Origin of the sequence: Nocardia sp. NPDC058499, from assembly GCF_042719915.1 — a bacterium.
Taxonomy (GTDB): domain Bacteria; phylum Actinomycetota; class Actinomycetes; order Mycobacteriales; family Mycobacteriaceae; genus Nocardia.
Map to the genome: position 1 here is coordinate 304,909 of NZ_JBHXMZ010000006.1, position 22,221 is coordinate 327,129.

20 protein-coding genes are annotated in these 22,221 nt (G+C 67.8%); 3 read left to right on the forward strand and 17 right to left on the reverse strand.

Going from position 1 to position 22,221, the window contains the following annotated elements:
- Position 1: 1 nt before the first annotated feature.
- The 5 genes from kdpB to ACFWPH_RS20440 all read right to left on the reverse strand — a co-directional run bounded on the left by kdpB (position 2) and on the right by ACFWPH_RS20440 (position 6,011).
- Positions 2–2,149, reverse strand: coding sequence for a potassium-transporting ATPase subunit KdpB (gene kdpB / locus ACFWPH_RS20420; RefSeq protein ID WP_378753208.1), 2,148 nt, complete (start codon positions 2,147–2,149; stop codon positions 2–4).
- Positions 2,149–3,819, reverse strand: a complete 1,671-nt coding sequence (gene kdpA, locus ACFWPH_RS20425; RefSeq protein WP_378753210.1) for a potassium-transporting ATPase subunit KdpA — start codon at positions 3,817–3,819, stop codon at positions 2,149–2,151. The genes kdpB and kdpA overlap by 1 nt, the downstream gene beginning before the upstream one ends.
- Positions 3,820–3,909 (reverse strand): ATPase, encoded by a 90-nt coding sequence (locus ACFWPH_RS20430; protein ID WP_068040000.1) that lies wholly within the window; start codon positions 3,907–3,909, stop codon positions 3,820–3,822.
- Positions 3,906–4,052, reverse strand: coding sequence for a hypothetical protein (locus ACFWPH_RS20435; protein ID WP_378753212.1), 147 nt, complete (start codon positions 4,050–4,052; stop codon positions 3,906–3,908). The genes ACFWPH_RS20430 and ACFWPH_RS20435 overlap by 4 nt, the downstream gene beginning before the upstream one ends.
- 633 nt (positions 4,053–4,685) lie before the next feature.
- A complete protein-coding gene (locus tag ACFWPH_RS20440; RefSeq protein ID WP_378753214.1) occupies positions 4,686–6,011 on the reverse strand; it encodes a bifunctional o-acetylhomoserine/o-acetylserine sulfhydrylase in 1,326 nt (441 codons plus the stop codon).
- Positions 6,012–6,270: 259 nt separating this feature from the next.
- Here ACFWPH_RS20440 and ACFWPH_RS20445 point away from each other — a divergent pair, with 259 nt between their 5' ends.
- Entirely contained in the window at positions 6,271–7,494 is a 1,224-nt protein-coding gene (locus ACFWPH_RS20445; protein ID WP_378753216.1) for a cytochrome P450, read from the forward strand.
- 235 nt (positions 7,495–7,729) lie between these two features.
- Complete coding sequence (locus ACFWPH_RS20450; RefSeq protein WP_378753218.1) at positions 7,730–8,317, forward strand: TetR family transcriptional regulator; 588 nt, start codon at positions 7,730–7,732, stop codon at positions 8,315–8,317.
- Positions 8,318–8,635: 318 nt separating this feature from the next.
- Here ACFWPH_RS20450 and ACFWPH_RS20455 read toward each other — a convergent pair whose 3' ends face one another.
- From ACFWPH_RS20455 to ACFWPH_RS20475, 5 genes are all read right to left on the reverse strand, one after another.
- Complete coding sequence (locus ACFWPH_RS20455) at positions 8,636–9,178, reverse strand: PadR family transcriptional regulator (RefSeq protein WP_378753543.1); 543 nt, start codon at positions 9,176–9,178, stop codon at positions 8,636–8,638.
- Positions 9,145–9,948, reverse strand: a complete 804-nt coding sequence (locus ACFWPH_RS20460) for an NAD(P)H-binding protein (RefSeq protein ID WP_378753220.1) — start codon at positions 9,946–9,948, stop codon at positions 9,145–9,147. Before ACFWPH_RS20460 ends, ACFWPH_RS20455 begins: the two co-directional genes overlap by 34 nt.
- 29 nt (positions 9,949–9,977) lie before the next feature.
- Entirely contained in the window at positions 9,978–10,871 is an 894-nt protein-coding gene (locus ACFWPH_RS20465; RefSeq protein ID WP_378753222.1) for an NAD(P)H-binding protein, read from the reverse strand.
- 340 nt (positions 10,872–11,211) lie between these two features.
- Complete coding sequence (locus ACFWPH_RS20470; RefSeq protein WP_378753224.1) at positions 11,212–11,604, reverse strand: VOC family protein; 393 nt, start codon at positions 11,602–11,604, stop codon at positions 11,212–11,214.
- A 44-nt stretch (positions 11,605–11,648) separates the two neighbouring features.
- On the reverse strand, positions 11,649–12,482 hold the full coding sequence (locus ACFWPH_RS20475) for a helix-turn-helix domain-containing protein (protein WP_378753226.1): 834 nt from the start codon (positions 12,480–12,482) through the stop codon (positions 11,649–11,651).
- Between the two features lie 271 nt (positions 12,483–12,753).
- Here ACFWPH_RS20475 and ACFWPH_RS20480 point away from each other — a divergent pair, with 271 nt between their 5' ends.
- The gene (locus ACFWPH_RS20480) at positions 12,754–13,500 is read left to right on the forward strand and encodes a maleylpyruvate isomerase family mycothiol-dependent enzyme (RefSeq protein ID WP_378753228.1); all 747 of its coding nucleotides are present in this window, start codon (positions 12,754–12,756) and stop codon (positions 13,498–13,500) included.
- A gap of 88 nt (positions 13,501–13,588) precedes the next feature.
- Here ACFWPH_RS20480 and ACFWPH_RS20485 read toward each other — a convergent pair whose 3' ends face one another.
- The 7 genes from ACFWPH_RS20485 to ACFWPH_RS20515 form a co-directional block, all read right to left on the reverse strand.
- Positions 13,589–15,262, reverse strand: coding sequence for an FUSC family protein (locus ACFWPH_RS20485; RefSeq protein ID WP_378753230.1), 1,674 nt, complete (start codon positions 15,260–15,262; stop codon positions 13,589–13,591).
- 97 nt (positions 15,263–15,359) lie between these two features.
- Positions 15,360–16,322, reverse strand: coding sequence for a glycine betaine ABC transporter substrate-binding protein (locus ACFWPH_RS20490; RefSeq protein ID WP_378753545.1), 963 nt, complete (start codon positions 16,320–16,322; stop codon positions 15,360–15,362).
- A 50-nt stretch (positions 16,323–16,372) separates the two neighbouring features.
- Positions 16,373–17,149 (reverse strand): ABC transporter permease, encoded by a 777-nt coding sequence (locus tag ACFWPH_RS20495; protein WP_378753232.1) that lies wholly within the window; start codon positions 17,147–17,149, stop codon positions 16,373–16,375.
- Positions 17,146–18,333 carry an ABC transporter ATP-binding protein gene (locus ACFWPH_RS20500; RefSeq protein ID WP_378753234.1) on the reverse strand — a complete coding sequence of 396 codons (1,188 nt, stop codon included), beginning with the start codon at positions 18,331–18,333 and terminating at the stop codon, positions 17,146–17,148. Before ACFWPH_RS20500 ends, ACFWPH_RS20495 begins: the two co-directional genes overlap by 4 nt.
- The gene (locus ACFWPH_RS20505) at positions 18,326–18,976 is read right to left on the reverse strand and encodes an ABC transporter permease (RefSeq protein ID WP_280462455.1); all 651 of its coding nucleotides are present in this window, start codon (positions 18,974–18,976) and stop codon (positions 18,326–18,328) included. The genes ACFWPH_RS20500 and ACFWPH_RS20505 overlap by 8 nt, the downstream gene beginning before the upstream one ends.
- A gap of 698 nt (positions 18,977–19,674) precedes the next feature.
- A complete protein-coding gene (locus tag ACFWPH_RS20510; protein WP_378753548.1) occupies positions 19,675–21,117 on the reverse strand; it encodes an aminotransferase class I/II-fold pyridoxal phosphate-dependent enzyme in 1,443 nt (480 codons plus the stop codon).
- Positions 21,118–21,184: 67 nt separating this feature from the next.
- On the reverse strand, positions 21,185–21,679 hold the full coding sequence (locus ACFWPH_RS20515; RefSeq protein WP_378753236.1) for a hypothetical protein: 495 nt from the start codon (positions 21,677–21,679) through the stop codon (positions 21,185–21,187).
- Between the last annotated feature and the right edge of the window lie 542 nt (positions 21,680–22,221).

Consider the following 22,221-nt stretch of genomic DNA (forward strand, 5'->3'; position numbering starts at 1 on the left):
ATCAGGACATCCCGGGCAGGTATTGGACGATGAGGTCGATCAGTTTGATTCCGAGGAACGGCGCGACAATCCCGCCCAGCCCGTAGATCGACAGGTTGCGGCCGAGCAGTTTCGCCGCGCTCCCGGGCGTGTACTGCACACCGCGCAGGGCCAGCGGGATCAGGGCCACGATCACCAGCGCGTTGAAGATCACCGCCGACAGGATCGCCGACTGCGGACTGGCCAGCCGCATGATGTTCAGCAGATCCAGCCCCGGGAACAACCCGACGAACAACGCCGGGATGATCGCGAAGTACTTGGCGATATCGTTGGCGATCGAGAACGTGGTGAGCGCGCCGCGGGTGATGAGCAGCTGTTTGCCGATTTCCACGATTTCGATCAGTTTGGTCGGATCCGAATCGAGATCGACCATATTCCCGGCCTCTTTGGCGGCCGAGGTACCGGTATTCATCGCGACTCCGACATCGGCTTGGGCGAGAGCGGGCGCGTCGTTGGTGCCGTCGCCGGTCATCGCGACCAGCCGCCCGCCTTCCTGTTCCCGCCGGATCAACGCCAGTTTGTCCTCCGGCGTGGCCTCGGCCAGGAAATCGTCCACGCCGGCTTCGTCGGCGATCGCTTTGGCGGTACGCGGGTTGTCACCGGTGATCATGACCGTGCGGATGCCCATCCGGCGCATTTCCGCGAACCGGTCGCGCATGCCCTGTTTCACCACATCCTCGAGGCGGATCACCCCGAGAACCCGGGCCCGACCGTCGCGAATCTCGCCGACGACGAGCGGTGTTCCGCCGCCCTCCGAGATTCCGTCGACGACGGTATCGAGTTCAGCCGGCACCGAACCGCCGCTGCTGCGAATCCATTGGGCCACCGAATTCGCGGCGCCCTTGCGCAACTGCACACCGTCGATATCCACCCCGGACATCCGGGTGGCGGCGGTGAACGGCACCCATTCGGCGTGCGCGAGTTCCCCGGGGGTGCGTTCGCGCAGCCCGTAGGCATCCTTCGCGTACACCACGATGGAGCGTCCCTCGGGGGTTTCGTCGGCGAGGCTGGACAGCTGCGCCGCATCGGTCAGCTCCTGTTCGCCGACCCCGGACAGCGGTACGAACTGGGTGGCCTGCCGGTTACCCAGGGTGATCGTGCCGGTTTTGTCCAGCAGCAGCGTGTTCACATCGCCCGCGGCCTCGACGGCCCGCCCGGACATGGCCAGGACATTGCGCTGCACCAGCCGGTCCATCCCCGCGATACCGATGGCCGACAGCAAGGCGCCGATGGTCGTCGGGATCAGGCACACCAGCAGGGAGACCAGTACGATCCCGGTGACCCCGTAGCTGCCCAGGGCGAGACTGTCCGGCACCCCGGGGTTGTTGTCCTTGGCGAAGATCGCCAGCGGCTGCAGCGTGACCACCGCGACCACGAAGATCAGCGTGAGCGCGGCCAGCAGGATATTGAGCGCGATCTCGTTCGGCGTCTTCTGCCGCGCCGCACCTTCCACCAGCGCGATCATCTTGTCGATGAAGCTCTGGCCCGGTTCCTGGGTGATACGCACGACGATCCGGTCCGACAGCACCGTGGTGCCGCCGGTGACCGCGGACCGGTCGCCGCCGGATTCCCGGATCACCGGGGCGGATTCGCCGGTGATGGCGGATTCGTCCACCGAGGCGATACCTTCCACCACATCGCCGTCACCGGGAATCACCTGACCGGCCTCGACGACGACATGGTCGCCGCGGCGCAATTGCGGCGCCGCAACGGGTTCCTCGGTGACAGCGGCGCCGGGGGACCAGTCGGCCAGCCGGCGGGCGACGGTATCGGCCTTGGCCCGGCGCAGGGTATCGGCCTGGGCCTTACCGCGGCCTTCGGCCACCGCCTCGGCGAGATTGGCGAACACCACGGTGAGCCATAGCCAGACGACGATCGCCCAGGCGAAGAAACTCGGATCGACGATCGCGAGCACCGTCGCCCAGACCGCGCCGATCTCGACGATGAACATCACCGGATTACGCCACAGGGTGCGCGGATCCAGTTTGCGCACCGCCTGCGGTAGCGAGGTCAACAGCATCTGCGGATCGAGCAGACTACCGCGGACCCGGCTCTTCGCCGGCTGCGGCGCCGCGGGTACGGGATCGGATTCGAGGGTGGGAGCGGACATCAGTGCAACCCTTCGGCGAGCGGCCCGAGCGCCAGCGCGGGCAGGAAGGTGAGAGCGACCAGGATGACGGTGACTCCGACGACCAGGCCGACGAATTGCGGCCGATGGGTCGGTAGCGTTCCGGCCGACGCGGGGGTGGTGCCCTGTTTCGCCAGTGAACCGGCCAGGGCCAGCACCAGGATCATCGGCAGGAACCGGCCCAAGAGCATGGCCAGGCCGAGGGCGGTGTTGAACCATTCGGTATTACCGGAGAGCCCGGCGAAGGCGGAGCCGTTGTTGTTACCGGCCGAGGTGAACGCGTACAGCACCTCCGACAGGCCGTGTGGCCCGGAATCCTGGATCGAGGCCCGCTGCCCCGGCATCGCCATGGCCAGCGCGGTCCCGGTCAGCACGATCACCGGTGTCACCAGGAAATAGGAGGCGGCCAGTTTGATCTCGCGGGGAGTGATCTTCTTCCCGAGATACTCGGGGGTGCGCCCGACCATCAATCCGGCGACGAACACCGTGATCAGCGCCAGTACCAGCATGCCGTACAGGCCCGAGCCGACACCGCCGGGCGCCACCTCACCGAGCTGCATGTTGAACATGAGCATCATGCCGCCGAGGCTTGTGTAGGAATCGTGCATCGAATCCACCGCACCCGTGGAGGTGAGTGTGGTGGCGGCGGCGAAGGTCGCCGAATTCGCCACGCCGAACCGCTGCTCGACGCCTTCCATGGACGCCCCGACCGCGGCCGGCACGGTGCCGTGGTGCTGGAGCTGGAAAACGCTGACCAGGCCGACGCTGACCAGTGCGAGCACCGTCATGACGGCGGCGATCGCGTAACCCTGTTTGCGGCTGTCGACCATACGGCCGAAGGTGCGCGGCAGCGAGAAGGCGATCACGGTCAGCAGGAAGATCTCCACCCAGTTGGTCCATGCGGTGGGGTTCTCGAACGGATGCGCGGAGTTCGCGTTGAACGGCCCGCCGCCGTTGGTCCCGAGATCCTTGATGGCCTCCTGGCTCGCGATGAGACCGCCGGGCAGGTTCTGCTGGACGCCACCGAGCGTGGTGACCACCTGGTCGTTGAGATGGAAGTTCTGGATCACCCCGCCCGCGATCAGCACTATGGCGGCGACCGTGGAGATGGGCAGCAGAATGCGCAGCGTACCGCGCACCAGGTCTACCCAGAAGTTCCCGAGGGTGCCGCCGCGCGAGCGTGCCAGGCCGCGGACGACGGCCATGGCGACGGCCATCCCGACGGCGGCGGAGACGAAGTTCTGCACGGTCAGCCCGGCGGCCTGGGCCAGCGGGCCCAGCGTGGACTCACCCGAGTAGTTCTGCCAGTTGGTGTTGGTGACGAAACTGGCGGCGGTGTTCCAGGCCAGGGCGGCGGTCATCGGGGTGGCCGTCTCGTCCGGGAACAACGGCAGTTTGTGCTGCACGGCCAGCAGGACGAACAGGAAGACCACGCTCACCGCGGAAAAGGCGAGGACGCTACGGGCGTAACCGCCCCACGTCTGCTCGCGGTCCGGATCGGCGCCGATCAGCCGGTAAACCCTGCGTTCGAAGCGGGAATGCGTGGTGCGGGTGTAGACGCGGTACATGTAGTCCCCCAGCGGCACATGTACCGCGGCCAGCGCCGCCACCAGTGTGCCGAGGAACAGCACACCCGCGATGGTTGTACTCACTCAGAACCTCTCGGGAAACAGCAGGGCGGCCACCATCAATCCGATGACCACGACGGCCAGGGCCAGGCCCACGGCATTGACGATGTTCACAGTCGCTCCACCATCCGCTGTACGAACCCGAGCACACCGAATACCGCGACCGTGACCAGGAGATAGGCCAGGATCGACACGTCCGCCTCCATTCCGAAAACCGAGGGCAGCGCGACGCAACCCGAACGGCTGCGGCTGCCCAACCGGGTCGAAACTACGAGCCGCGACCCCCGGCGCCCCGCCCGTTGACGAGTCCTTTACGCCCCCCGTTCGCGCCTTGACGGCTTCCTTGCGCAGCGTCCGAGCGGCTGCGGTACAGGCCACAAGGAACGGCCTGCCCCGGACGCCGGTGCGGGGCCTGCTCGGGATGCGGGTGCCGCCTGCCTCGGGACGCGGCGCGTGGCAGGTATCCGGATACGAGTGCGCGGTACTCCGGCCGGTCTCTACCCGGTTCGGCCGGGGGTGGGGTAACGGTCCGGTCGTACGCGGGCGTGCGGGTTGCCGGGCGGTGACGCGCGAAGTCGATGTGGAGCTGTATCCGGCGAATCGGCGCGCGAACCGGGTCGAGGGCGCACTCTGAAGGGAGGCTTCACGCAAAGAATGTCCGCCCGGCCGGGACGATCCCGGCCCTGCACTCGGAGGACCGTTCATGCACCCGTTCGCCTATACCCCCGCCGAACTGGCCGACGCCATCATCCTGGCCGTGCGCTGCGTACTGCATGTGTATTCGTCGGGTACGCCGTGCGTCCCGATGTGAGCGGCTCACACAACAAAGAGCCGGACCCGCTCGTGGGCGAGGTCCGGCTCTCGGGTTCTCGGTAGTCGGGTGGCCGGGATCAGCCGGCCGCGGCTGCGAACCCCGCGCGCAGATCGGCGAGGATATCGTCGATTCCCTCGATACCCACCGCGAGTCGCACCAGGCCGGGCGTGACCCCGGAGCTGATCTGCTCCTCGGGTGTCAGCTGGGAATGTGTGGTAGAGGCCGGATGGATCACCAGCGAGCGGACGTCACCGATATTGGCGACATGGCTGTGCAAGGTGAGCGCGTCGACGAATTTCTTCCCCGCGTCCACGCCGGCGGCCAGTTCGAAGGAGATCACCGCGCCGGTGCCCTTCGGCGCGAGCTGCTTACCGCGCTCGTACCAGGGCGACGACGGCAGACCGGCATACGACACCGAGGTGACCTCCGGTCGTTCGGTGAGGAATTCGGCGACGGCCTGAGCGTTCTGTACGTGCCGTTCCATCCGCAGGCTCAGTGTTTCCAGGCCCTGGCTGATCAGGAAGGCATTGAACGGGGCAACCGCGGGGCCGAGGTCGCGCAGCAGCTGGACCCGGGCTTTGAGCGCGAACGCCGGTGCACCCAGATCGGCGAATACGGCGCCGTGGTAGCTGGGATCCGGTTCGGTGAATCCGGGGAAGCGGGGTTCGTCGCCGGAGCGCACGGTCCAGTCGAAGGTGCCGCCGTCGACGATCGCACCCGCGATGGCGGCGCCGTGGCCGCCCAGATATTTCGTCGCCGAGTGGACGACGATATCGGCGCCGTGCGCCAGCGGCTGGATCAGGTACGGGGTCGCGACGGTGTTGTCGACGATGAGCGGGATACCGGCGGTGTGCGCCACCTCGGCGATACCCGGGATATCGAAGATGTGGTTCTGCGGGTTGGACACCGTCTCCCCGTAGAGGGCCTTCGTATTCGGGCGGATCGCGGCACGCCACTGGCCGAGATCGTCGGGATCGTCGACGAACGACACCTCGATACCCAGTTTGGGCAGGGTGTAGTGGAAGAGGTTGTAGGTGCCGCCGTAGAGCCGTGGGCTGGAGACGATGTGGTCACCGGCACCGGCCAGGTTGAGGATCGCCAGGGTTTCGGCGGCCTGTCCCGACGACAGCACGAGTGCGGCGACGCCGCCTTCGAGCGCCGCGATCCGCTGCTCCACCGCGTCCTGGGTGGGATTCATGATCCGGGTGTAGATATTGCCGGGTTCGGCCAGGCCGAAGAGAGCAGCCGCATGCTCGGTATCGCGGAAGGTGTAGGACGTGGTCTGGTAGATCGGCAGGGCGCGGGCATTGGTGGTGCCGTCGGGAACCTGGCCCACGTGGATCTGCTTGGTCTCGAAGCTCCAGCCGTCGGCAGGATTCGGCGGCGGGGTGGAATCGGTCATCGCGATGTCCTTCTGTCTGGGTCGGGAACGGTCAAGCGTACTTTCCGGCTGCCTCGGCCGGGCTGCGCCGCTGCGGCCCGCCGAGGTTATGGGTGGGCCGCCCGCCGGGGCCAGGGTTTGGTTCGGGGCGATCCCAACTATGCCCCTCCTGTCCGGCCGGTGGGAGGGCTTCAGTCCGCCGAGAGGCGTGGTGCGTTCCCGAGTGGGCGCCCTCGCCGATTCGTCAGACAAAATGCTAATTTTGTCTTATCGTTACGACATGACGGGTAAGACGTATCAGGACGAGGCATATTTCGAGTTGCGCTCGGGTGAGACATGGCGGTCGCCGTGGGCGATGTACGCCGCGTTGCGGGAGCACGATCCGGTGCACCGGGTGGTTCCACCGAAGCAGCCGGACGACGACTACTGGGTGCTGACCCGGCACGAGCACGTGTACGCGGCAGCGCGCGATGTCGCCACCTTCTCCTCCGGCCAGGGGCTGACCGTGGAGTACGGCGAACTGGAGAAGATCAACCTCACCGCCAACCCGCCGATGGTGATGCAGGACCCACCCGAACACACCGAATTCCGCAAACTGGTGGCCGCGGGCTTCACACCGCGGCAGGTGGCGGAGGTGGAACCCGTGGTCCGCGGGTTCGTCCGGCAGCGGCTGGACCGGCTGGCCGAGCAGGGCGGCGGCGATATCGTGACCGACCTGTTCAAACCCCTGCCCACCATGGTGGTCGCCTATTACCTGGGTGTTCCGGAAGAGGATCGGCCGCTGTTCGACGGGTGGACCGATGCCGTCGTCGCGGCGAGTACTCAGCGCACCGTGGACGCGCAGGCGGCGTCTATGCAGATGCTGGGCTATTTCGCCGAACTGATCAAACGGCGGCGTACCGACCCGGGCGACGATACCGTCTCGCTGCTGGTGCAGGCGGGGATGGCGGCCGACGATGCCGATGTGGACGGGCTGGTGCAGATCCTGGCCTACACCTGGACCATGGTTTCCGGCGGAAACGACACCACCACCGGACTCCTGGGCGGTGCCGTCCAGCTGCTGCAGCAGCACCCCGAGCAACGGGCCGCGCTCGCCGCCGACCCCGAACAGATCCGGCCGGCGATCGAGGAATTCGCCCGGCTCACCTCCCCGGTCCAGGGGCTGGCCCGAACCACGACGCGGGATGTGGAGCTGAACGGCCGGACGATCCCGGCGGGTCGTAAGGTACTACTGGTGTACGGCTCGGCGAACCGCGACGAACAGGCCTTCGGTGCCGACGCGGCGGAACTGGATATCGACCGCAATCCGCAACGGATCATGACCTTCGGCCACGGCCCGCACCACTGCCTCGGTGCGGCGGCCGCCCGGATGCAGGCGCGGGTGGCGTTGGAGGAACTGCTCGACCGCTTCCCGGAGTATCAGGTGGATATCGATGCCGTCACCTATGCCCCCGGGCCATATGTCCGGCGCCCCACCAGCGTTCCTTTCCGGTGCGCGGCATGAGCGAGCCGGGCCCCGAGACAGTTGCGAAGCGGCGTCCTGTAGTGCTGTCGGTCGTGCCCGGTGGGCGGCGACTGAGCGAGCCGGGTTCGGTGCGGCGCAGCGTCACCACACGGTCGGCGCCCGCCCAGCTCCGGCGCGGGCCGTTCTCGCCTGGTGGGCGAAGCATGAGCAGGCCGGGGTCGTGCGTGTTCGACGGCGGCCGGGTGTTTCGTGGTGTTCGGTTGCGGGACGGCGTATGAGTGGTGACTGGCTCGCCGGTGGGCGCACCGAACTGGCGGCGGAGCGAATTCTGGAAGCCGTCCGGAGCCTGGTGATCGGCAAAGGCGCCGGAACCGTCGGTATGGCCGAGATCGCCGAGACCGCAGGCTGTTCGCGCGCCACGCTCTATCGGTATTTCGATAGCCGGCAGTCGTTGTATGTCGCTTTCGCCGGGCGTGAGGCGACCCAGCTGATCGAACGAGTCTGGCGTGATCAGCAATTGGAGGGCCCCGACCGGGCCGAACGTCTCCTGGACGGCATTACCGCCACCCTGGCCGAAACCCGCAAGACTCCCCATCTGGCGGTCTGGTTCGAACCGGCCAACGCGGGAATCGTGGCGCGGCTGTCGGATTCGTCGACGGTGATCGACGCCCTCGTCACCGCCTTCGTCACCCGGTTCCGGCCCGATCTGCCGCCCGCCGCGGCACAGAGGCTGGGCCGGTGGGCTGTCCGGATCATGGTGTCGCTGCTGACTCTGCCGCCCGCCGACGAGGCTGAGGAGCGCGCCCTGCTGAGCGATTTCCTGCTGCCGTTCCTGCTGGATTCGCGGCTGCCGATCGGTTGAATCCGGGCTCGGACGAGCTCGACTTCACCGGCCGGCCAGCGTTCGCCGACTCGGGTGTATATCTTCTCGAACTCGCCAGCGGCGTCGTCGGCTCCCAGGCCCGGCGACGGCCATGTGCGGGTGGTAGTGCTCGGTGTCCTGCTGACCAGTTCGTGGTTGGTCGCACCGAGTGTGCAGGCCGCCCCGGCCGGGGCAGCCGATCGAGCTGCGCCGGGTCTACGCGGGTGCGGGGCTGGGTGTGCTGCGCCTGGGGATCGTGGCCCCCGCGAACTACGCGACCCGCACCGGCGGCGGATCGCGGTCGCCGATTCGGGCCGCCTACTGGCCCCATTGCGCACCTGCGTCGGCCGAGTGCACCCACAGTTTCATGATCTCGCCGATGTGACCGAGTTGCCGGGGCCCGTCTTCGGGCCTGTAGTACTCGGTGACGCCGGACCGCCATTGCTCGAGCCCCGCGATACGTTGCTCGAGGAGGGTGATGGCCTCGGCTCGGGATAGGTCGACGATGAAGCTGAGGCCGGCGGTGAGTGCTTCGAACTTCTGTTCGTGCGAGCTCAGGGCCTCGCGTAGCAGCGTGTAGTACTCCTCGGTTCCCTGGTCATTGATCTCGTACTCGACGCGGGGCGGGCCGCCGACAGCACTCGGAGCGATCTCGTGTTCGATGAGAAGTCCTTCCTTCGCCATCTGTTTGAGTGCGTGGTAGATCGAACCGGGCTTGGCGTCGGTCCTTGCGACGGTTGCCGTGGCCGCCTCCGGTGGCCGAGCGGATACGAGGTGGCGGTCGAACGCCCGGCTCTCGGGTTCCGCTCGGCCTGCGACTGGTCGATTCAGCGGAACAGGCCGACGTTCACGGCGGCCCAGGACGCGAACGTGGTGGCGTGGCCGGTGAGGTCGGCGACGGTACTCGTAGCAACCTGTGGTTGTTCGACTCTGGTGGCCAGCCCGTCCACGAACCATCGCACGAAGTATTCGCCCATTACCGGTTCGAGACGCGCGATCAACTCGTCCGGTGACACCGTCACGAACGACAGATCGCGGCCGATCGCTTCGGCCAGGTACTGGAGACGCTGGGCCCTGGTGAAGGTTTCGGGTCCGGTGAGCTTGTAGGTTGCGCCGAGATGCCCGGTTCCGAGCAGGACGGTCGCGGCGACGCGAGCGATATCGTCCATGGCGATGGGTGCGTCCGCGGAGTCTGGATACGGTTCGCACACTTCGTTTGTCGTGCGAATCTGGTCAGCCCAGTCGGTGGCGTTCTCCATGAATTCGTAGGCGTACAGGTGTGTCCAGCCGATACCCGACTTTTCGACTGCCTGCGCGATGGGCTGCCATGTGGAGGTCTCGTCGCCGGACAAGTCGACGATATGCTCGATTCCTGCCCGGCGCGCCGAATCGATTACCTCGGTGATGGTTTCGTGAGCCGGTGCGAGATACATCCTGTCGATGCCCTCGAATGCGGCGGGCAGCGAAGACGGCCGCCGCAGGTAGCCTTCGACCACCTCGACCTCGGGTGGGAACGCGGTGCGTTCCGGGTGGTTGGACAGCGCACGAATATCATCGGCCCCCAGATCTACGAGGTGTTCGACGACCTTGCGGCCGATGTTTCCGGTGGCGCCTGTGACGAGAATTGTCATGTCTCCTACTCCGGTAAGGGAACCAACGGTTACCGGAAGTCGGCCCGGTGATCACGGGCCCATTGCGCGAAGCTGCGCGGTGCTCGCCCGGTGATCTGCTGGAAGGTGTTGGTTGGTGGAACGGACCCGCTGTCGTCGATCGAGTCGACCCGTGATTCCAGCATCCAATCGACATAGTCGGCCGGGTAGCCGTTGCCTACCCAATGTGTGCGGGCCTGTTGGGGAGTCAGCTCCTCGAATCGGATGGCGTCGTCGATCGCGGCGGCGATGGCTTGGACCTGTTCGGCGTGAGTGACCTTGGCCGGTCCGGTGAGTGTGTAGGCGTTGCCGACGTGCTCGTCGGTCAGCAGCGCCGCGACCGCAACCTCGGCGATATCGGCCTCGTGCACCCACGGGTACCCCGATGTGGGATACGGCTCCCGGACGACGCGCTCGGTCCGGATCGACTCCGCCCAGTCCAGCGCATTGACTGCCAGCAATCCGGGCCGCAGATGAGTCCATTCGGCGCCGGTGGCCTCTACCCACTGCTCGACTTCTCGATGGGCCTGCCGTTCGAAGGCCAGGTGTTCTTTCAGATACGTCAGACTCTGATCGGCAGGCTCCTCGCCTGTGAAACCGGCCGCGGCCGCGGAATGCACCACGAACCGGCGCGCACCCGCCCGGACCGCCTGATCGACGAAGTGGCCGCCGGGCGTGGTGACGTCATAGATGTGCGGGAACAGGTAGACGCGCTCGACGCCGTCCAGCACGCCGGACCAGGTATCGGGTCGTTCGAAGTCTCCGTACCGCACATCGACTGCGGCGGGAAGGCGCGCGGCTTGCGGCCTGCGGGTCATGGCCCGCACCTCCTGCCCGGCTTCGACCAGCTGGTGAACGAGGCCACGACCGATGTTTCCGGTCGCTCCGGTAACCAGAATCCTCATATAAATCCCTCCGACTCGAGCTGCTACCGGAGCGAAGGTAGTGCTGGTCGAAGCACCCGCGCACATAGCTGTAAGTCTTCCCACACACCATTGCGCCCAGCAATTTTTTGCTATCACCGAGCGCAACAGCTGCTCCCACCTGGCATTTCGATGGAGACGGTCGGTGAACCACTGTCCTGCGACAGGATCGCCGCACCTCACGGTGGCCCGTGTTCAGCGACTACTGCCCAATACCTGCCCAGGGGGCGTGCCGCTGCTCGTCCTCGGGTCCACGTAGGTTGATCGATTTCGCCGACCTCGGTGCCGTGGGACATGGCGCGGAGGGGCCGAAGGACGGCGACTACATCGGCTGGTATCGACCGAAGGTCCAGGTGTTGCCTTCGGGGTCGCGGACGGTGGCGGCTTGTCCGCCGAAGTCCTCCTCCACCACGTCGCGGACGACGGTGGCGCCGGCGTCGACGGCACTGGTGAGCGTGCCGGGGACGTCGTCGGTGACGAGGTAGATCGCGGACTGCCCCGGTCGTCCGTCGAGCGTGTTGTCGGGGTCGTGGGTGCCGTACATGACGCCGCCTCCCTCGGGCCAGAGAAGTTCGGCGTGAATGATCGAGCCGGTGTCGCCGTCGGTTCGGAACACCCGCAGCGGTGTGAAGCCGATCGCCTGAAGCCAATCGGTCATCGTGTCGGCGTTCTCGAAAGACAAGGTGGGCCAGAGCCTCGTTGCGGTGTCGGACATCCCGGGTTCCCTTCACTCGTGGGTCGATGGATGCCAGTGTTCGCTCAGGCGCCCTGGGTGTCTTGTATCAATGGGAACTCGGTGCGCAGCCACGCAGACGGCGTGGTCCCGGCCATCTGCCTCCATTCGTTGGTCATGTGCGCCTGATCTGCGTAGCCTGCCTGTGCCGCGATCGCCGCCAAGGCCGGGCGGCCACCGTGGGCGGCCCGTTCGAGCATCGTCCGGTAGGCGCGTTCGAAGCGCGCCACCCCCCGGTAGCGCTTGGGTGTCAGCCCACACTCGGCCTTGACCAGGCCGGCCAGATGTCGCCTGCTGAGTCCGGTCTCGGTCGCGATCTCATCGACTCTGGCTCCCCGGGTGAGTCGAGCCAGCGCATATCCGACCTCGGGCCGGCCCGGGCTCGCCGCCTCGGGCTCGAGAGCCGCAAGCAATCCGCGCACTGCGAGGTCGAGTCGCTGACGTGGCGTGGCCGCGAGCGCCACCCGTTCGACGAGCAGTTCGAAGGCCGGACTAACCTCGCCCGGATCGACAATGCTGTCCGCCAGTTCAGAGGCACGAACACCGAATAACGTTCTGGCTCCGTCGATGGTCAAGGCGATCTCCACGCCCGCCATACGACCGTCGTGCACGACGCGGGCGGGCCGGGTATGGAGTCCAGCGAGAATGCCCCACAACGCGCGGGACTCCTCCGGCTGCGATACCCATCCCACCCGCAGCGGCGCTCCGCTGGCCAACTGCAATGTCAATGTGGTCGACGGCAGCCCGACGTAAGATCCGCTTTCGCCGATCCGCACGTCGTACGCCACCACCGACGCGACAAACCGGCGAAGACACGCCGGCAGCTCCGCAGGCAAATAGCTCACCGCCGGAAAACCCATGCTCCGACGATAGATTGTCATCTGCCATCGGCATCAGATCACCCGGTCCAGCGTCCGGTATCGGCTCTCCGCCTCGCGCGTTCATACTAATTAGTGAGGTTCGCTCCGGTGGGATCTGCCTCGGCGAGGTTCGCGCTGCCGAACCCCGTGCTGTTGCGATAGGAGTGGGCGAGGTTCGCTCAGGTAAGGTCGGCGCCGGAGAATCCGCGCGGGCGACCACCGCGGGCCCGAGCGGATTCTCAGTGTCGGAGGCCTGGGGTAGCTTGGCGCCATGAGCGCGCATTCCGGTCTCGATTTCCCGCTGCTGCTGGCCGATTTCCAGGGCGAGTTCCTGGCTTCGATTCCCGATGCCGATCCGGCGGCCACTGTCCCGGCGTGCGGCGAATGGACGGTTCGCGAGCTCGTGGAACATCTCGCGTTCGTGCACCACTGGGCGGCTGCGAATGCGCGCGCCCGGAAAGCGGCGCGTCTGGGGGACGGCCCGTTCGACCTCGCCGACCACTACGCCACCTGCGCCACGGAACTGCGCGAAACCCTCGCCGAACTGGATCCGGCGGCGACCGCGCGGATCCTGGCGTATCCGGACCCGATGGGCGAAGGGCCGGTATCGTTCTGGCATCGTCGGCAGGTCCACGAAACCCTCGTACACGGGCACGATCTGCGCGCCGCGATCGCGGGTAAGGCCGCGCTCGGCCTGATGCGGGCCGTGCCGCCGGTCTGGGCGGACGCCGTGGACGAGGTCGTCACGGTCTTCTACCCCCGCCAGGTAGGTACCGGGCGGATGGAACCGCTGCCGTCCCCCTTCGCCTTGTCGGCCACGGATCTCGAACCCGCCCCCGGCTGGGTACTCGGCGGTGCAGGCCGCGATATCGACGAGATACCGCTGCGGATCTCGGGGACCGCCGAGGGATTGGCGCTCCTGCTGTGGGGCCGGGTCACTCCGGAGGAGGCGGGACTGACCGTCGACGGTAACCGTGTCGAGCTGGATGCGCTGCTCAGGGAACCGATCGTTCCCTGAGATATCCGATGCTTCGGCCGCGGATCGACCGGAGTCGATCGAGAACTCGCGGGATCTGCCGCACCCGTGAGTCGCGTCGTCGAGTCTGCTACGCCAACTCCGAAAGACGGCTGGACCACCTGTCCAGCCGATTCGGATCGATCGCGGTGTCCTGGGGCAGATCCGCGGCGAGAACCTGGTGGCCGAGCCGGCGGATGCGCTGGTGCCGGGTCCAATGCGTGCGAGTCCACTCGGGCTCGTTGTGGGCGGCGTCGATGGCGCCGAGTGTCGAACCCATCAGCTCGAATTCGAGTTCCCGCCGCACCTCGGGTAAAGCGGTGCGCTGCGGCGGGGGCAGAGCCATGAGCCGCAGCAGCCGATCGAGTACTTCGAGTACCCGTTGATCGTTGCGCAACAGCACCCGCCGGTGCGCGCGGCGGTCGATCGACCACAGCACCGCCAGGCCGATCAGCACACCGATCGCGCTCTCGAGCAGCCGGTCACGGACCACCGGGAACATATCCCCGTACTGTCCGCCGCCACCCATCAGCAGCGCCAGCGGAGTGATGAACACGACGGCCAGCCCGTAGTTGCGGGCGACGAGCATTTCGATCGCGAACTGCAGCGACATCAGGATCAGCACCAGCAACCAGGCGCCCGGTTGGAGGGCGTAGAGGCCCGCGAACAGCACCAATCCCAGTGCGGTGCCACCGATACGGTGTACACCGCGGTAGGTGCCGCGAACCCTGTCCGGCCCTTGGTGCAACAGCACCGTGACGGTGACCACCGCCCAATCGGGGCGTCCCAGATCGAGCGCGACGGTCAGCCCGCCGGCCAGCAGCGCGGCGAGCGCGATCCGGTTCGCGGAAACGGCGGCATGGCTGTCCGGGGATACCGACCGCAGCAGCCGGTACCGCAGCGTCGGACGCGGTGTCGGGGCGGGCCGGCCGGTGTCGAACAGCAGATCGGAAGCGTTGTCACCGGTGTGATTGCGGTGCAATGCCGTGGCGAACGCACGCTGGGCCCGGCGGAGCTCGTCGACCGCGCCGTTGGCCCCCGGCCCGGTGCGCCGGGCGTCGTCGAGCAGTGCCCACGCCGTCTGCACTTTCATCGCGGTGGCATAGCGGGCGCCTGTGGTATCTGCGGCGGCGGGATCGAGCGCGGCGTAATCGTCTACCGCCGCCACCGCATCCGTCACCGCCCGCTGTTCGGGCGGATCGGCGCGGGTGAGCACGGCCGACATCCCGACGATCAGCGCACTGAGACCCCCGATGGCAGTCCACAGCGCAACCTCGCCGGGCGGCACCCCGTGTCCGGTGATGAGTGCGCCGACACCGGCGGCGAGAACGAAGAAGAACCCGCCCGGCGGGCCGAGGCGTAGCGACGAATTGACGAAGGTGCCCGCCACCGCGACCACCGACATCAACACCACCAGGGCCAGCTGCCACCAGTGCGACCCGCCGGCGGCGAGCCGGGTCTGGATGAACTCCCCGGTGAGCCCGCCGGCGAACGCCGCCAGCATCAGCGACAGCGCGGCCGCGCCGATCACGCGCAGCCGGCGCCGGTAGACCTGGCCTTCGCCGAAGATCACCGCCAGGGCACCCATCGCCGCCATCAGACCCTGCTGTTCGTGCCCCAGCGCTACCGCGACCAGGGCCGGTGCCCCGAAGGCCACCGCGGCCCGGACGGCGCCGGGGAGCCGGCGGCCGGCCGGCGGTAATCCGAAGAGCACCGATCTGGCCGGTGCGGGAGACGGTATCTTCGGGCCGTCCGGGGCAACCACTGCACCGCCTCCTAGCTGTCGTACCGCCGCGCCGAACCGGTCGGTTGTTCGGCCGAACCGAACGAGCCTGTCACGCCGCTGCGGCGAAACCGGCCGGTCATTTCGCCGTGACGAACCCGTTCGCGACCATCCAGTCCCGCGCGACCTCCGCCGGTTCGCGTCCCTCCACATCGACCAGCCGGTTCAGTTCGGTGATCGACTCGTTGGTCAGCAACCGCGATATGGGTGTCATGATCGAGGTGACCTCCGGGTGCGCGTCGGCGAATTCCGATCGCATCACCAGCGCAGCATTGTACTTCGGGAAGAATGCGCGATCATCGGCCAGCAGGACCAGGTCCAGCGCTGGGATCCGGCCGTCGGTGGCCGCGACCGAACCGAACGTGCACTGGCGGGCATCGGCGGTCGCCTGGAAGACTACGGCGTCCTGGACGATCCGTTTGGTCACCTGGCTCTCGTCGATACCGTAGGCGCGGGCCATCCCCGGGTAGCCGTCCTGGCGCACATTGAATTCGGTGCCGACGCAGGTGGCGGCCGCGGCCGGGTCGGTGGCGACGAGTTCGGCGTACTCCGACAGCGACCACACGCCGGTGCTTTCGGCGGTGCGCCGGGCGGTGGCCAGTGCGTAGGTGTTGTTCATCGGCGCCATCGCCGCCCAGGTCATCCCGTGGGCCGCGCGGTCGGCGTCGCGGACCGCCTCGAACTGGCCCTGTTCGTCCGGGACCGGTGTCTCGTTGCCCAGATAGTTGACCCAGCCTGTGCCGGTGTAGTCGTAGGCGATATCGATCTGCCCACTGAGCTGGGCATCACGCAAACTGTTGGAACCCTGGATATTCGTCAGATCGCGCACCTCGGCACCGGCCGCGACCAGCGCGAATTCGATGATGTAGCCGAGTATCTGCTGTTCGGTGAAATCCTTGGACCCCACCGTGACGGGGACACCCTCGAGCGCGGGCACCGGCCGGATACTGCCGGGACCCACCCGCAGCGGTACCGCACTACCGGATTGCAGGCCGCAACCCGCGAGCAGTACGACCCCGGCGAGCAACAGGACACACAGCATGCGGAGCCGGCCGGTCCCGCGCAAGGTCTGCATCGAAACCCGGCGCGCGCTCATCGCAGCCCCCTCGGCCCGAGCATGCGTTCGGCGACGGCGCCCAGCCAATCCACCAGCAGCGCCAGCGCGACCGCCAGCACCGCCCCGACGACCAGGGTGACGTTATCGCGCAGTTTGTATCCGGTATCGATGAGAATTCCGAGGCCGCCGGCGCTCACCAGGAACGAGAGGGTCGCGGTGCCCACCGCCAGGACCAGCGACGTGCGCAGACCGGCCAGGATATACGGGACGGCCAGCGGGAATTCGATGCGCCGCAGTACCGTCGCCGCCGACATCCCCTGTCCGCGCCCCGCATCGATGAGCAGCGGATCCACCTGCTGATAACCGAGGATGGTGTTGCGCAGCACCGGCAGCAGCGAATAGAACGCGATCGGTGCGACACCGATCCAGAACCCCGTGGTCCTGGTGGCGAGGTAGAACAGCACGATCAACCCGATGGCGGGCGCGGCCGCGCCGATATTGGCGATACCGACGAAGAACGGTGCGAGCCTTCGGTAACCGGGCCGGGTGAGCAGGGTGCCCAGCGGTACCGCGACGGTGATCACGATCAGCACCACCGTGGCGCTGATGAGCACATGCTGCCAGGTGACGGCGGCGATATTGCCCACGCTCAGGCTGGCCTGCTGGGTGACGGTGAGGTCGCGCCGTAACGCCCAGACCAGCACACCGGCCGTGAGCAGTACGACGAGGACCGGCTGGACGAGCAGCCGCGCGCCCTCGCCCCGTCGCAGCGCCGGGGGATTTCCGGTATCGGGTGCGAGTTGTGCCGTCATGCCGGTGCTTCCGTCGCCGCCGGCGCACCACCGTGCTCGGCGCGCAGTGCCGACAGGTGGGCGACGAGTGTATCGATGGTGATCAGGCCGGCGTATTCGCCGCGCGGCCCGGTGACCACACCGGTGGCGTTGCGGTCGGTGAGCAGTGCCTCCAGACCGTCCTGCAGCGTCGATGCCATGGACAGGGTTTCTCCGAGCGGGGTCCCGGCGTCGCGGACCGCCGGGGCGTGCGCGAGCTGTTCGGCCGAAACCCAGCGCAGCGGGCGCCGGCGGTCGTCGAGGACCAGCGCCCAGTCCTTGTCCGCCACCGCCGCGCGGGCGGTGCCGATCGAATCGTCCTCGGTGACGGTGGGGCAGTCGCCGAGTTCGACATCCCGGATACGGGTCAGCGTCAGCTGTTTCAGGGAGGCGTCGGCGCCGACGAAGCCGGCCACCGTATCGTCGGCCGGATCGGCCAGGATCGCGGCCGGGGTGTCGTACTGCAGGATGCGGGAGTGTTCGCCGAGGACCGCGATCCGGTCCCCGAGTTTGACCGCCTCGTTGAAATCGTGGGTGACGAACACGATCGTTTTGCCCAGTTCCGCCTGCAACCGCAGCAGTTCGTCCTGCAGCAGCCCGCGGGTGATCGGGTCGACCGCACCGAAGGGCTCGTCCATCAGCAGTACCGGCGGATCGGCGGCCAGCGCCCGCGCCACCCCGACCCGCTGCTGCTGGCCTCCCGACAACTGCCGCGGATAACGCCGCCGGTACGTGCCCGGGTCCAGGCCCACCAGCTCCAGCATTTCGTCGGTGCGCGCGGCGATCCGCCGGCGGTCCCAGCCGATGAGGCCCGGAACGGTGGCGATATTGCGGGCGACCGTCATATGGGGGAACAGGCCCGCCTGCTGGATCGAATACCCGATCCCGCGGCGTAACCGGTCCGGATCCATCGTCGCGGCATCGCGGCCGTCGATCGTCACCGTGCCGGAGGTGGGTTCGATCAGCCGGTTGATCATCCGCATGGTGGTGGTCTTCCCGCAGCCCGAAGGCCCCACCAGAACCACGATCTCACCCGCCGGAATGGTCATCGACACCGCGTCGACGGCCGGATGCGGCTGGCCCGGATAGTGTTTGGTGACAGCGTCGAGCACGATCTCGACACCGGAAACCGCCGATGTGCCGGTGGCGGTAGCAGTATCAGTCACGGATCCCCCTCGGAACGGTGAAACGGCCGACGAGCAGGAAGATCCCGTCGAGCAGTAGGGCGAGTACGACGATGAGCACCGTGCCCGTCAGCGCCTGCGGCACCGCGTTCGGGCTGCCGAGCCGGGCCAGACCCGAAAAGATCAGATTGCCCAGACCCGGCCCCTTGGCGTAGGCGGCGAGGGCGAGAATGCCCATGATGAGCTGGGTGCTGACCCGCATCCCGGTGAGAATCGACGGCCAGGCCAGCGGAAGTTCCACCGCGGTGAGCACCCGCAACCGGTTCATCCCGACCCCGCGCGCCGCATCGACGACCGCCGGGTCCACCGCCGACAGACCCACCAGGGTGTTACGCAGAATCGGCAGCAGTGCGTACAGCACGAGGGCGATCACCGTCGGCACGACACCCAGCCCGAAGATCGGGATGAGCAGGCCGAGCAGCGCGAACGACGGCACGGTGAGAATGGTGCCGGCCGCGGCGGTGGCGGCCGCGGAGCCGATCGGGCTGCGGTAGACCAGCACACCGATCAGCACCGCGATCGCCGTCGCGATCAACAGTGATTGCAGTACGGCCGAGACGTGCAGATACGAATCCACGAAAAGCTGATGGCGACGCTCCACCACGAAGGTCCACAACGTGTCCAGGATCAGACCTCCACCTGTCCGGTGCGACCAGGCTGTCGCGGCCTCGCCACGACCGGACCGGGTACCGGCGCGGCGCGTCGCCGGCGAAAGCATACGTGGAACCGGCTTCTGCGCGCCGCGCACACCGGGTCCGCAGTGAGGGATGCCCATTCGCCACAAGATCGAAACCCGGGCGAGGAATCGCTCGTCGCGGGGTCGGCCCGGCCACCTGTCAGCGGGTGCACTGTGCGGGCTGATACGAGAGGAACGAACCGGCTCTATCTCATCCGTCCCCGTCGGCCGGCTGTCGCCGGGCCCGCCGACTGTTGGGAAGTAGCGCAACGTCGAGCCCGCCGGCCGCGAGCAGGCTCGGCGGCGAAACGGCCCGAGTGCGCCGCGGTAATGCCGCGCCAGGACCGATGCCCAGGCGCGGCGAGGGACTCATCGGCCGTCGTTCTCGGGGGATTCGGGCTCGTCCGGGCGTCGCCCGGTCAATCGCCGGTAGCCGACGACTGCGGCGACGAGGATCGCGATCCCGATGATCACGAGTATCTCCATGGGGGGCGCGTACCCGGCAACACACAGCTGAATCAAGCGCGGGCCGGCTCTCCGTTCGGTACCGGACGTGTTCAACCGGGCGAACGGGGCCGTCCAGCCCTCCCAAGGTGTGGCGGCGTGCGCTGCGGCCGCAGGCCCAGGGGCGGCGGGGGCGCGCCGGATCAGCCGGCCACGACCCGGATCTGCGCCAACTCGGGGTCCGAGGCGTCGGGCAGATTCATCCCGTGATCGTGACCGGTGCGCAGATACTCCAGCACGCCTTCCTCGAGCCGTTCGCCGGGGATCACCGCGGGGATGCCCGGCGGATACGGGGTGAGCTGTTCGGCCACGATCCGGCCCGCCGCCTTGCCTATCGGCACCATCTCGGTGGGGCCGAAGAACGCATCACGGGGCAGCATCGCGGTCTCCAGCAGCAATTCGTCCGGTTCGGGGACGTGAATCTTCTGCGGTGTATCGCTCGGGCTTGCTTGCGCCCGCCACTCGTTCATCGCGGTCACCAAGGTATCGATCGTCTCCGCGTTGTCGGCGAAGGACAAGCTGGCCAGCAGCCGCCGATGATCGCTGAGCCCCATATCGATCCGGCGATGATTGCGTAGCCAGGCGTCGGCTTCGTACCCGCTGACCCCGGTTTCGGAGATATCCATCAGCACCTGCAGGCGGTCGAGGTCGTGTGAGGCCTCGATTCCCAGCAGATCGTCCTCCATGACGTCGATCCCGGGGATCCGGCCGAGTTCGGTGCGGGCCTGCCGGGCCGTGCGCAATGCCTTGTCGAAGATATCGCGGCCCCGCTGCACCATCTGCCGGCGCCAGCCGTCGAGCGCGGTGTAGACCAGCACATTCGGGCTGGTGGTCATCAGCAGATCCGCGCAATGCCGCAGCCGCACCGGATCCACGAGCTCACCCTGCAGATGGAACACCGACCCCTGCTCGAACCCGGCGCCCATCTTGTGCACGCTCACCACACAGACATCCGCGCCCGCATCCATCGCCCAGGTCGGCAGATCGGGATGGAACGGCAGATGCGCACCCCACGCCTCGTCCACGATCAGCGGTTTCCCGCGTTCATGGCACACCCGGGCGATCCCTTCGATATCCGCGCAGGTGCCGTACGGGCTGGGGCTCACGATCAGCGCCCCCGCGGCGTCGGGGTACTTGTCCCAGGCCCGGCGAACCTGCTCGGGCGAGGGCGGATGGGTGAAATGGCGTTCGGTATCCCAGCGCGGTGTGATCCAGCGGGGCAGGACCCCGGAGAAGATCAGGCCGGCGACGATGGATTTATGGCAGTCGCGGGCCACGAGCAGACCCCCGTCGCATCCGCCGGCGACAGCCATCATCGCGGCCTTGACCGACAGCGAACTACCGCAGGTGGAGAAGTACGTGCGTTCCGCGCCGACCGCGTCGGCCATGAGTTCTTCCGCGTGCGCGAGATAGCCACCCTGCGACAACCGATCGTCGAGGCCCGGCGCCGCCAGCACATCCGCGGCGAATGCGTCCCGGCCGATCACAGCAAGTACGCGTTCGTCCGCACCACGGCCCTGCCGGTGCCCCGGGGGAGTGAACCCGTAGCGGCCCAGCCGCTGGTAGTCGGCGAGAGCGTCCAGCATCGGCGCCCGGGACTGGTCGAGACGCTTCCGGGCGCTGTCCTCCGTGCTCGTCTCCCGAGTTCCGTCCTCAGTGCCCACGCTGCTCCCGCAGAGTCGCTCCTTCACCTGTTTTCACCCGGCTGTGCGCGACGGCCACCATCGCAATACCGGCCACCAGGCAAACTCCGCCGCAGATACCCGCGATAACGGCCCAGCCCTCGAATCCGTAGCCGGCCGCGGTGAGGGTGAGCGCGACCAGCACGATGCCGATCGCGGTCACGATGATGCCCGGCCAGTTCCGGGCGACCTCGATGGACTCCCCGGCATGCGAGCGGGTGGTCCGCGAATCGTCGGGGAAACGGTGTTCGTACGGAATGTTGTGCGGACCGCTGCTGCCGGGGTGCGGTTGTGGGGTGCTGCCGCGCTGCGGGCCACTGCCGGGGTGCGGTTGGGGAGTGCTGCCGGGCTGCAGGCTGCTGCCGGGAGGCTGTTGTGGGGTGCTGCCGCGCTGCAGGCCACCGCTGGGGTGCGCCGGCGCGCTACTGGGTCGCTGTGGTTCGTCGGGTCCGGAGACCATGGTCATGTCCTTCCTGTCGACCTTCCGACCAGGGACTGCGGCCGGATACCCGCTCATCGCGGGTTGAATCACCGGTCTCGCCTTGCAGCGCCCCCTGCACGAGCAGAGTGATAGCAGGACGCTCGGGAGGCTGCTGCGCGCAGGCCCTCGCTCGCACCGAGACCGCCGGGGTGGTGGCAGGAGGCTCAGGAGGCTGCTGCGCGCGGGCCTCTCGCCACCTACACCGCGGGGGTGGCAGGAGGTTCCGGCGGTTGCTTGCGGGTCCCTCGCCCGCCGCTACCCCGGACTCGGCATCGACTCGTACGCCGCGGCCGTCACCACGGTCATGCGGGGCGGGCGGCCCGGATCAGGCGGAGGGGGTGGGGGTGGGTGCGTGGGATCCGGGACCGGCGGATGCGCCGGGTCGGGCGGGCGCCCGGGATCGGGCGGAGGCGGCGGTGGTGTGGGCCACGGTTCGGGTGGTGGTCGTCCGGGATCCGGTATCGGGGACGGTGTGTCCGGCTCCGGTTCGGGTGGCGGCCGTCCGGGATCCGGTGGCGGTGGCGGGG

Excerpts from the sequence above, each read along its gene's own strand:
- ACFWPH_RS20510 (WP_378753548.1), bottom strand. The coding sequence starts at position 21,117 with ATGCTGGACGCTCTCGCCGACTACCAGCGGCTGGGCCGCTACGGGTTC.
- kdpB (WP_378753208.1), bottom strand. The coding sequence starts at position 2,149 with ATGTCCGCTCCCACCCTCGAATCCGATCCCGTACCCGCGGCGCCGCAG.
- ACFWPH_RS20480 (WP_378753228.1), top strand. The coding sequence starts at position 12,754 with ATGAGCGCGCATTCCGGTCTCGATTTCCCGCTGCTGCTGGCCGATTTC.
- ACFWPH_RS20495 (WP_378753232.1), bottom strand. The coding sequence starts at position 17,149 with ATGACGGCACAACTCGCACCCGATACCGGAAATCCCCCGGCGCTGCGA.
- ACFWPH_RS20460 (WP_378753220.1), bottom strand. The coding sequence starts at position 9,948 with ATGACAATTCTCGTCACAGGCGCCACCGGAAACATCGGCCGCAAGGTC.
- ACFWPH_RS20445 (WP_378753216.1), top strand. The coding sequence starts at position 6,271 with ATGACGGGTAAGACGTATCAGGACGAGGCATATTTCGAGTTGCGCTCG.
- ACFWPH_RS20515 (WP_378753236.1), bottom strand. The coding sequence starts at position 21,679 with ATGACCATGGTCTCCGGACCCGACGAACCACAGCGACCCAGTAGCGCG.
- ACFWPH_RS20475 (WP_378753226.1), bottom strand. The coding sequence starts at position 12,482 with ATGGGTTTTCCGGCGGTGAGCTATTTGCCTGCGGAGCTGCCGGCGTGT.
- ACFWPH_RS20440 (WP_378753214.1), bottom strand. The coding sequence starts at position 6,011 with ATGACCGATTCCACCCCGCCGCCGAATCCTGCCGACGGCTGGAGCTTC.
- ACFWPH_RS20490 (WP_378753545.1), bottom strand. The coding sequence starts at position 16,322 with ATGCTGTGTGTCCTGTTGCTCGCCGGGGTCGTACTGCTCGCGGGTTGC.
- ACFWPH_RS20450 (WP_378753218.1), top strand. The coding sequence starts at position 7,730 with ATGAGTGGTGACTGGCTCGCCGGTGGGCGCACCGAACTGGCGGCGGAG.
- ACFWPH_RS20470 (WP_378753224.1), bottom strand. The coding sequence starts at position 11,604 with ATGTCCGACACCGCAACGAGGCTCTGGCCCACCTTGTCTTTCGAGAAC.
- ACFWPH_RS20465 (WP_378753222.1), bottom strand. The coding sequence starts at position 10,871 with ATGAGGATTCTGGTTACCGGAGCGACCGGAAACATCGGTCGTGGCCTC.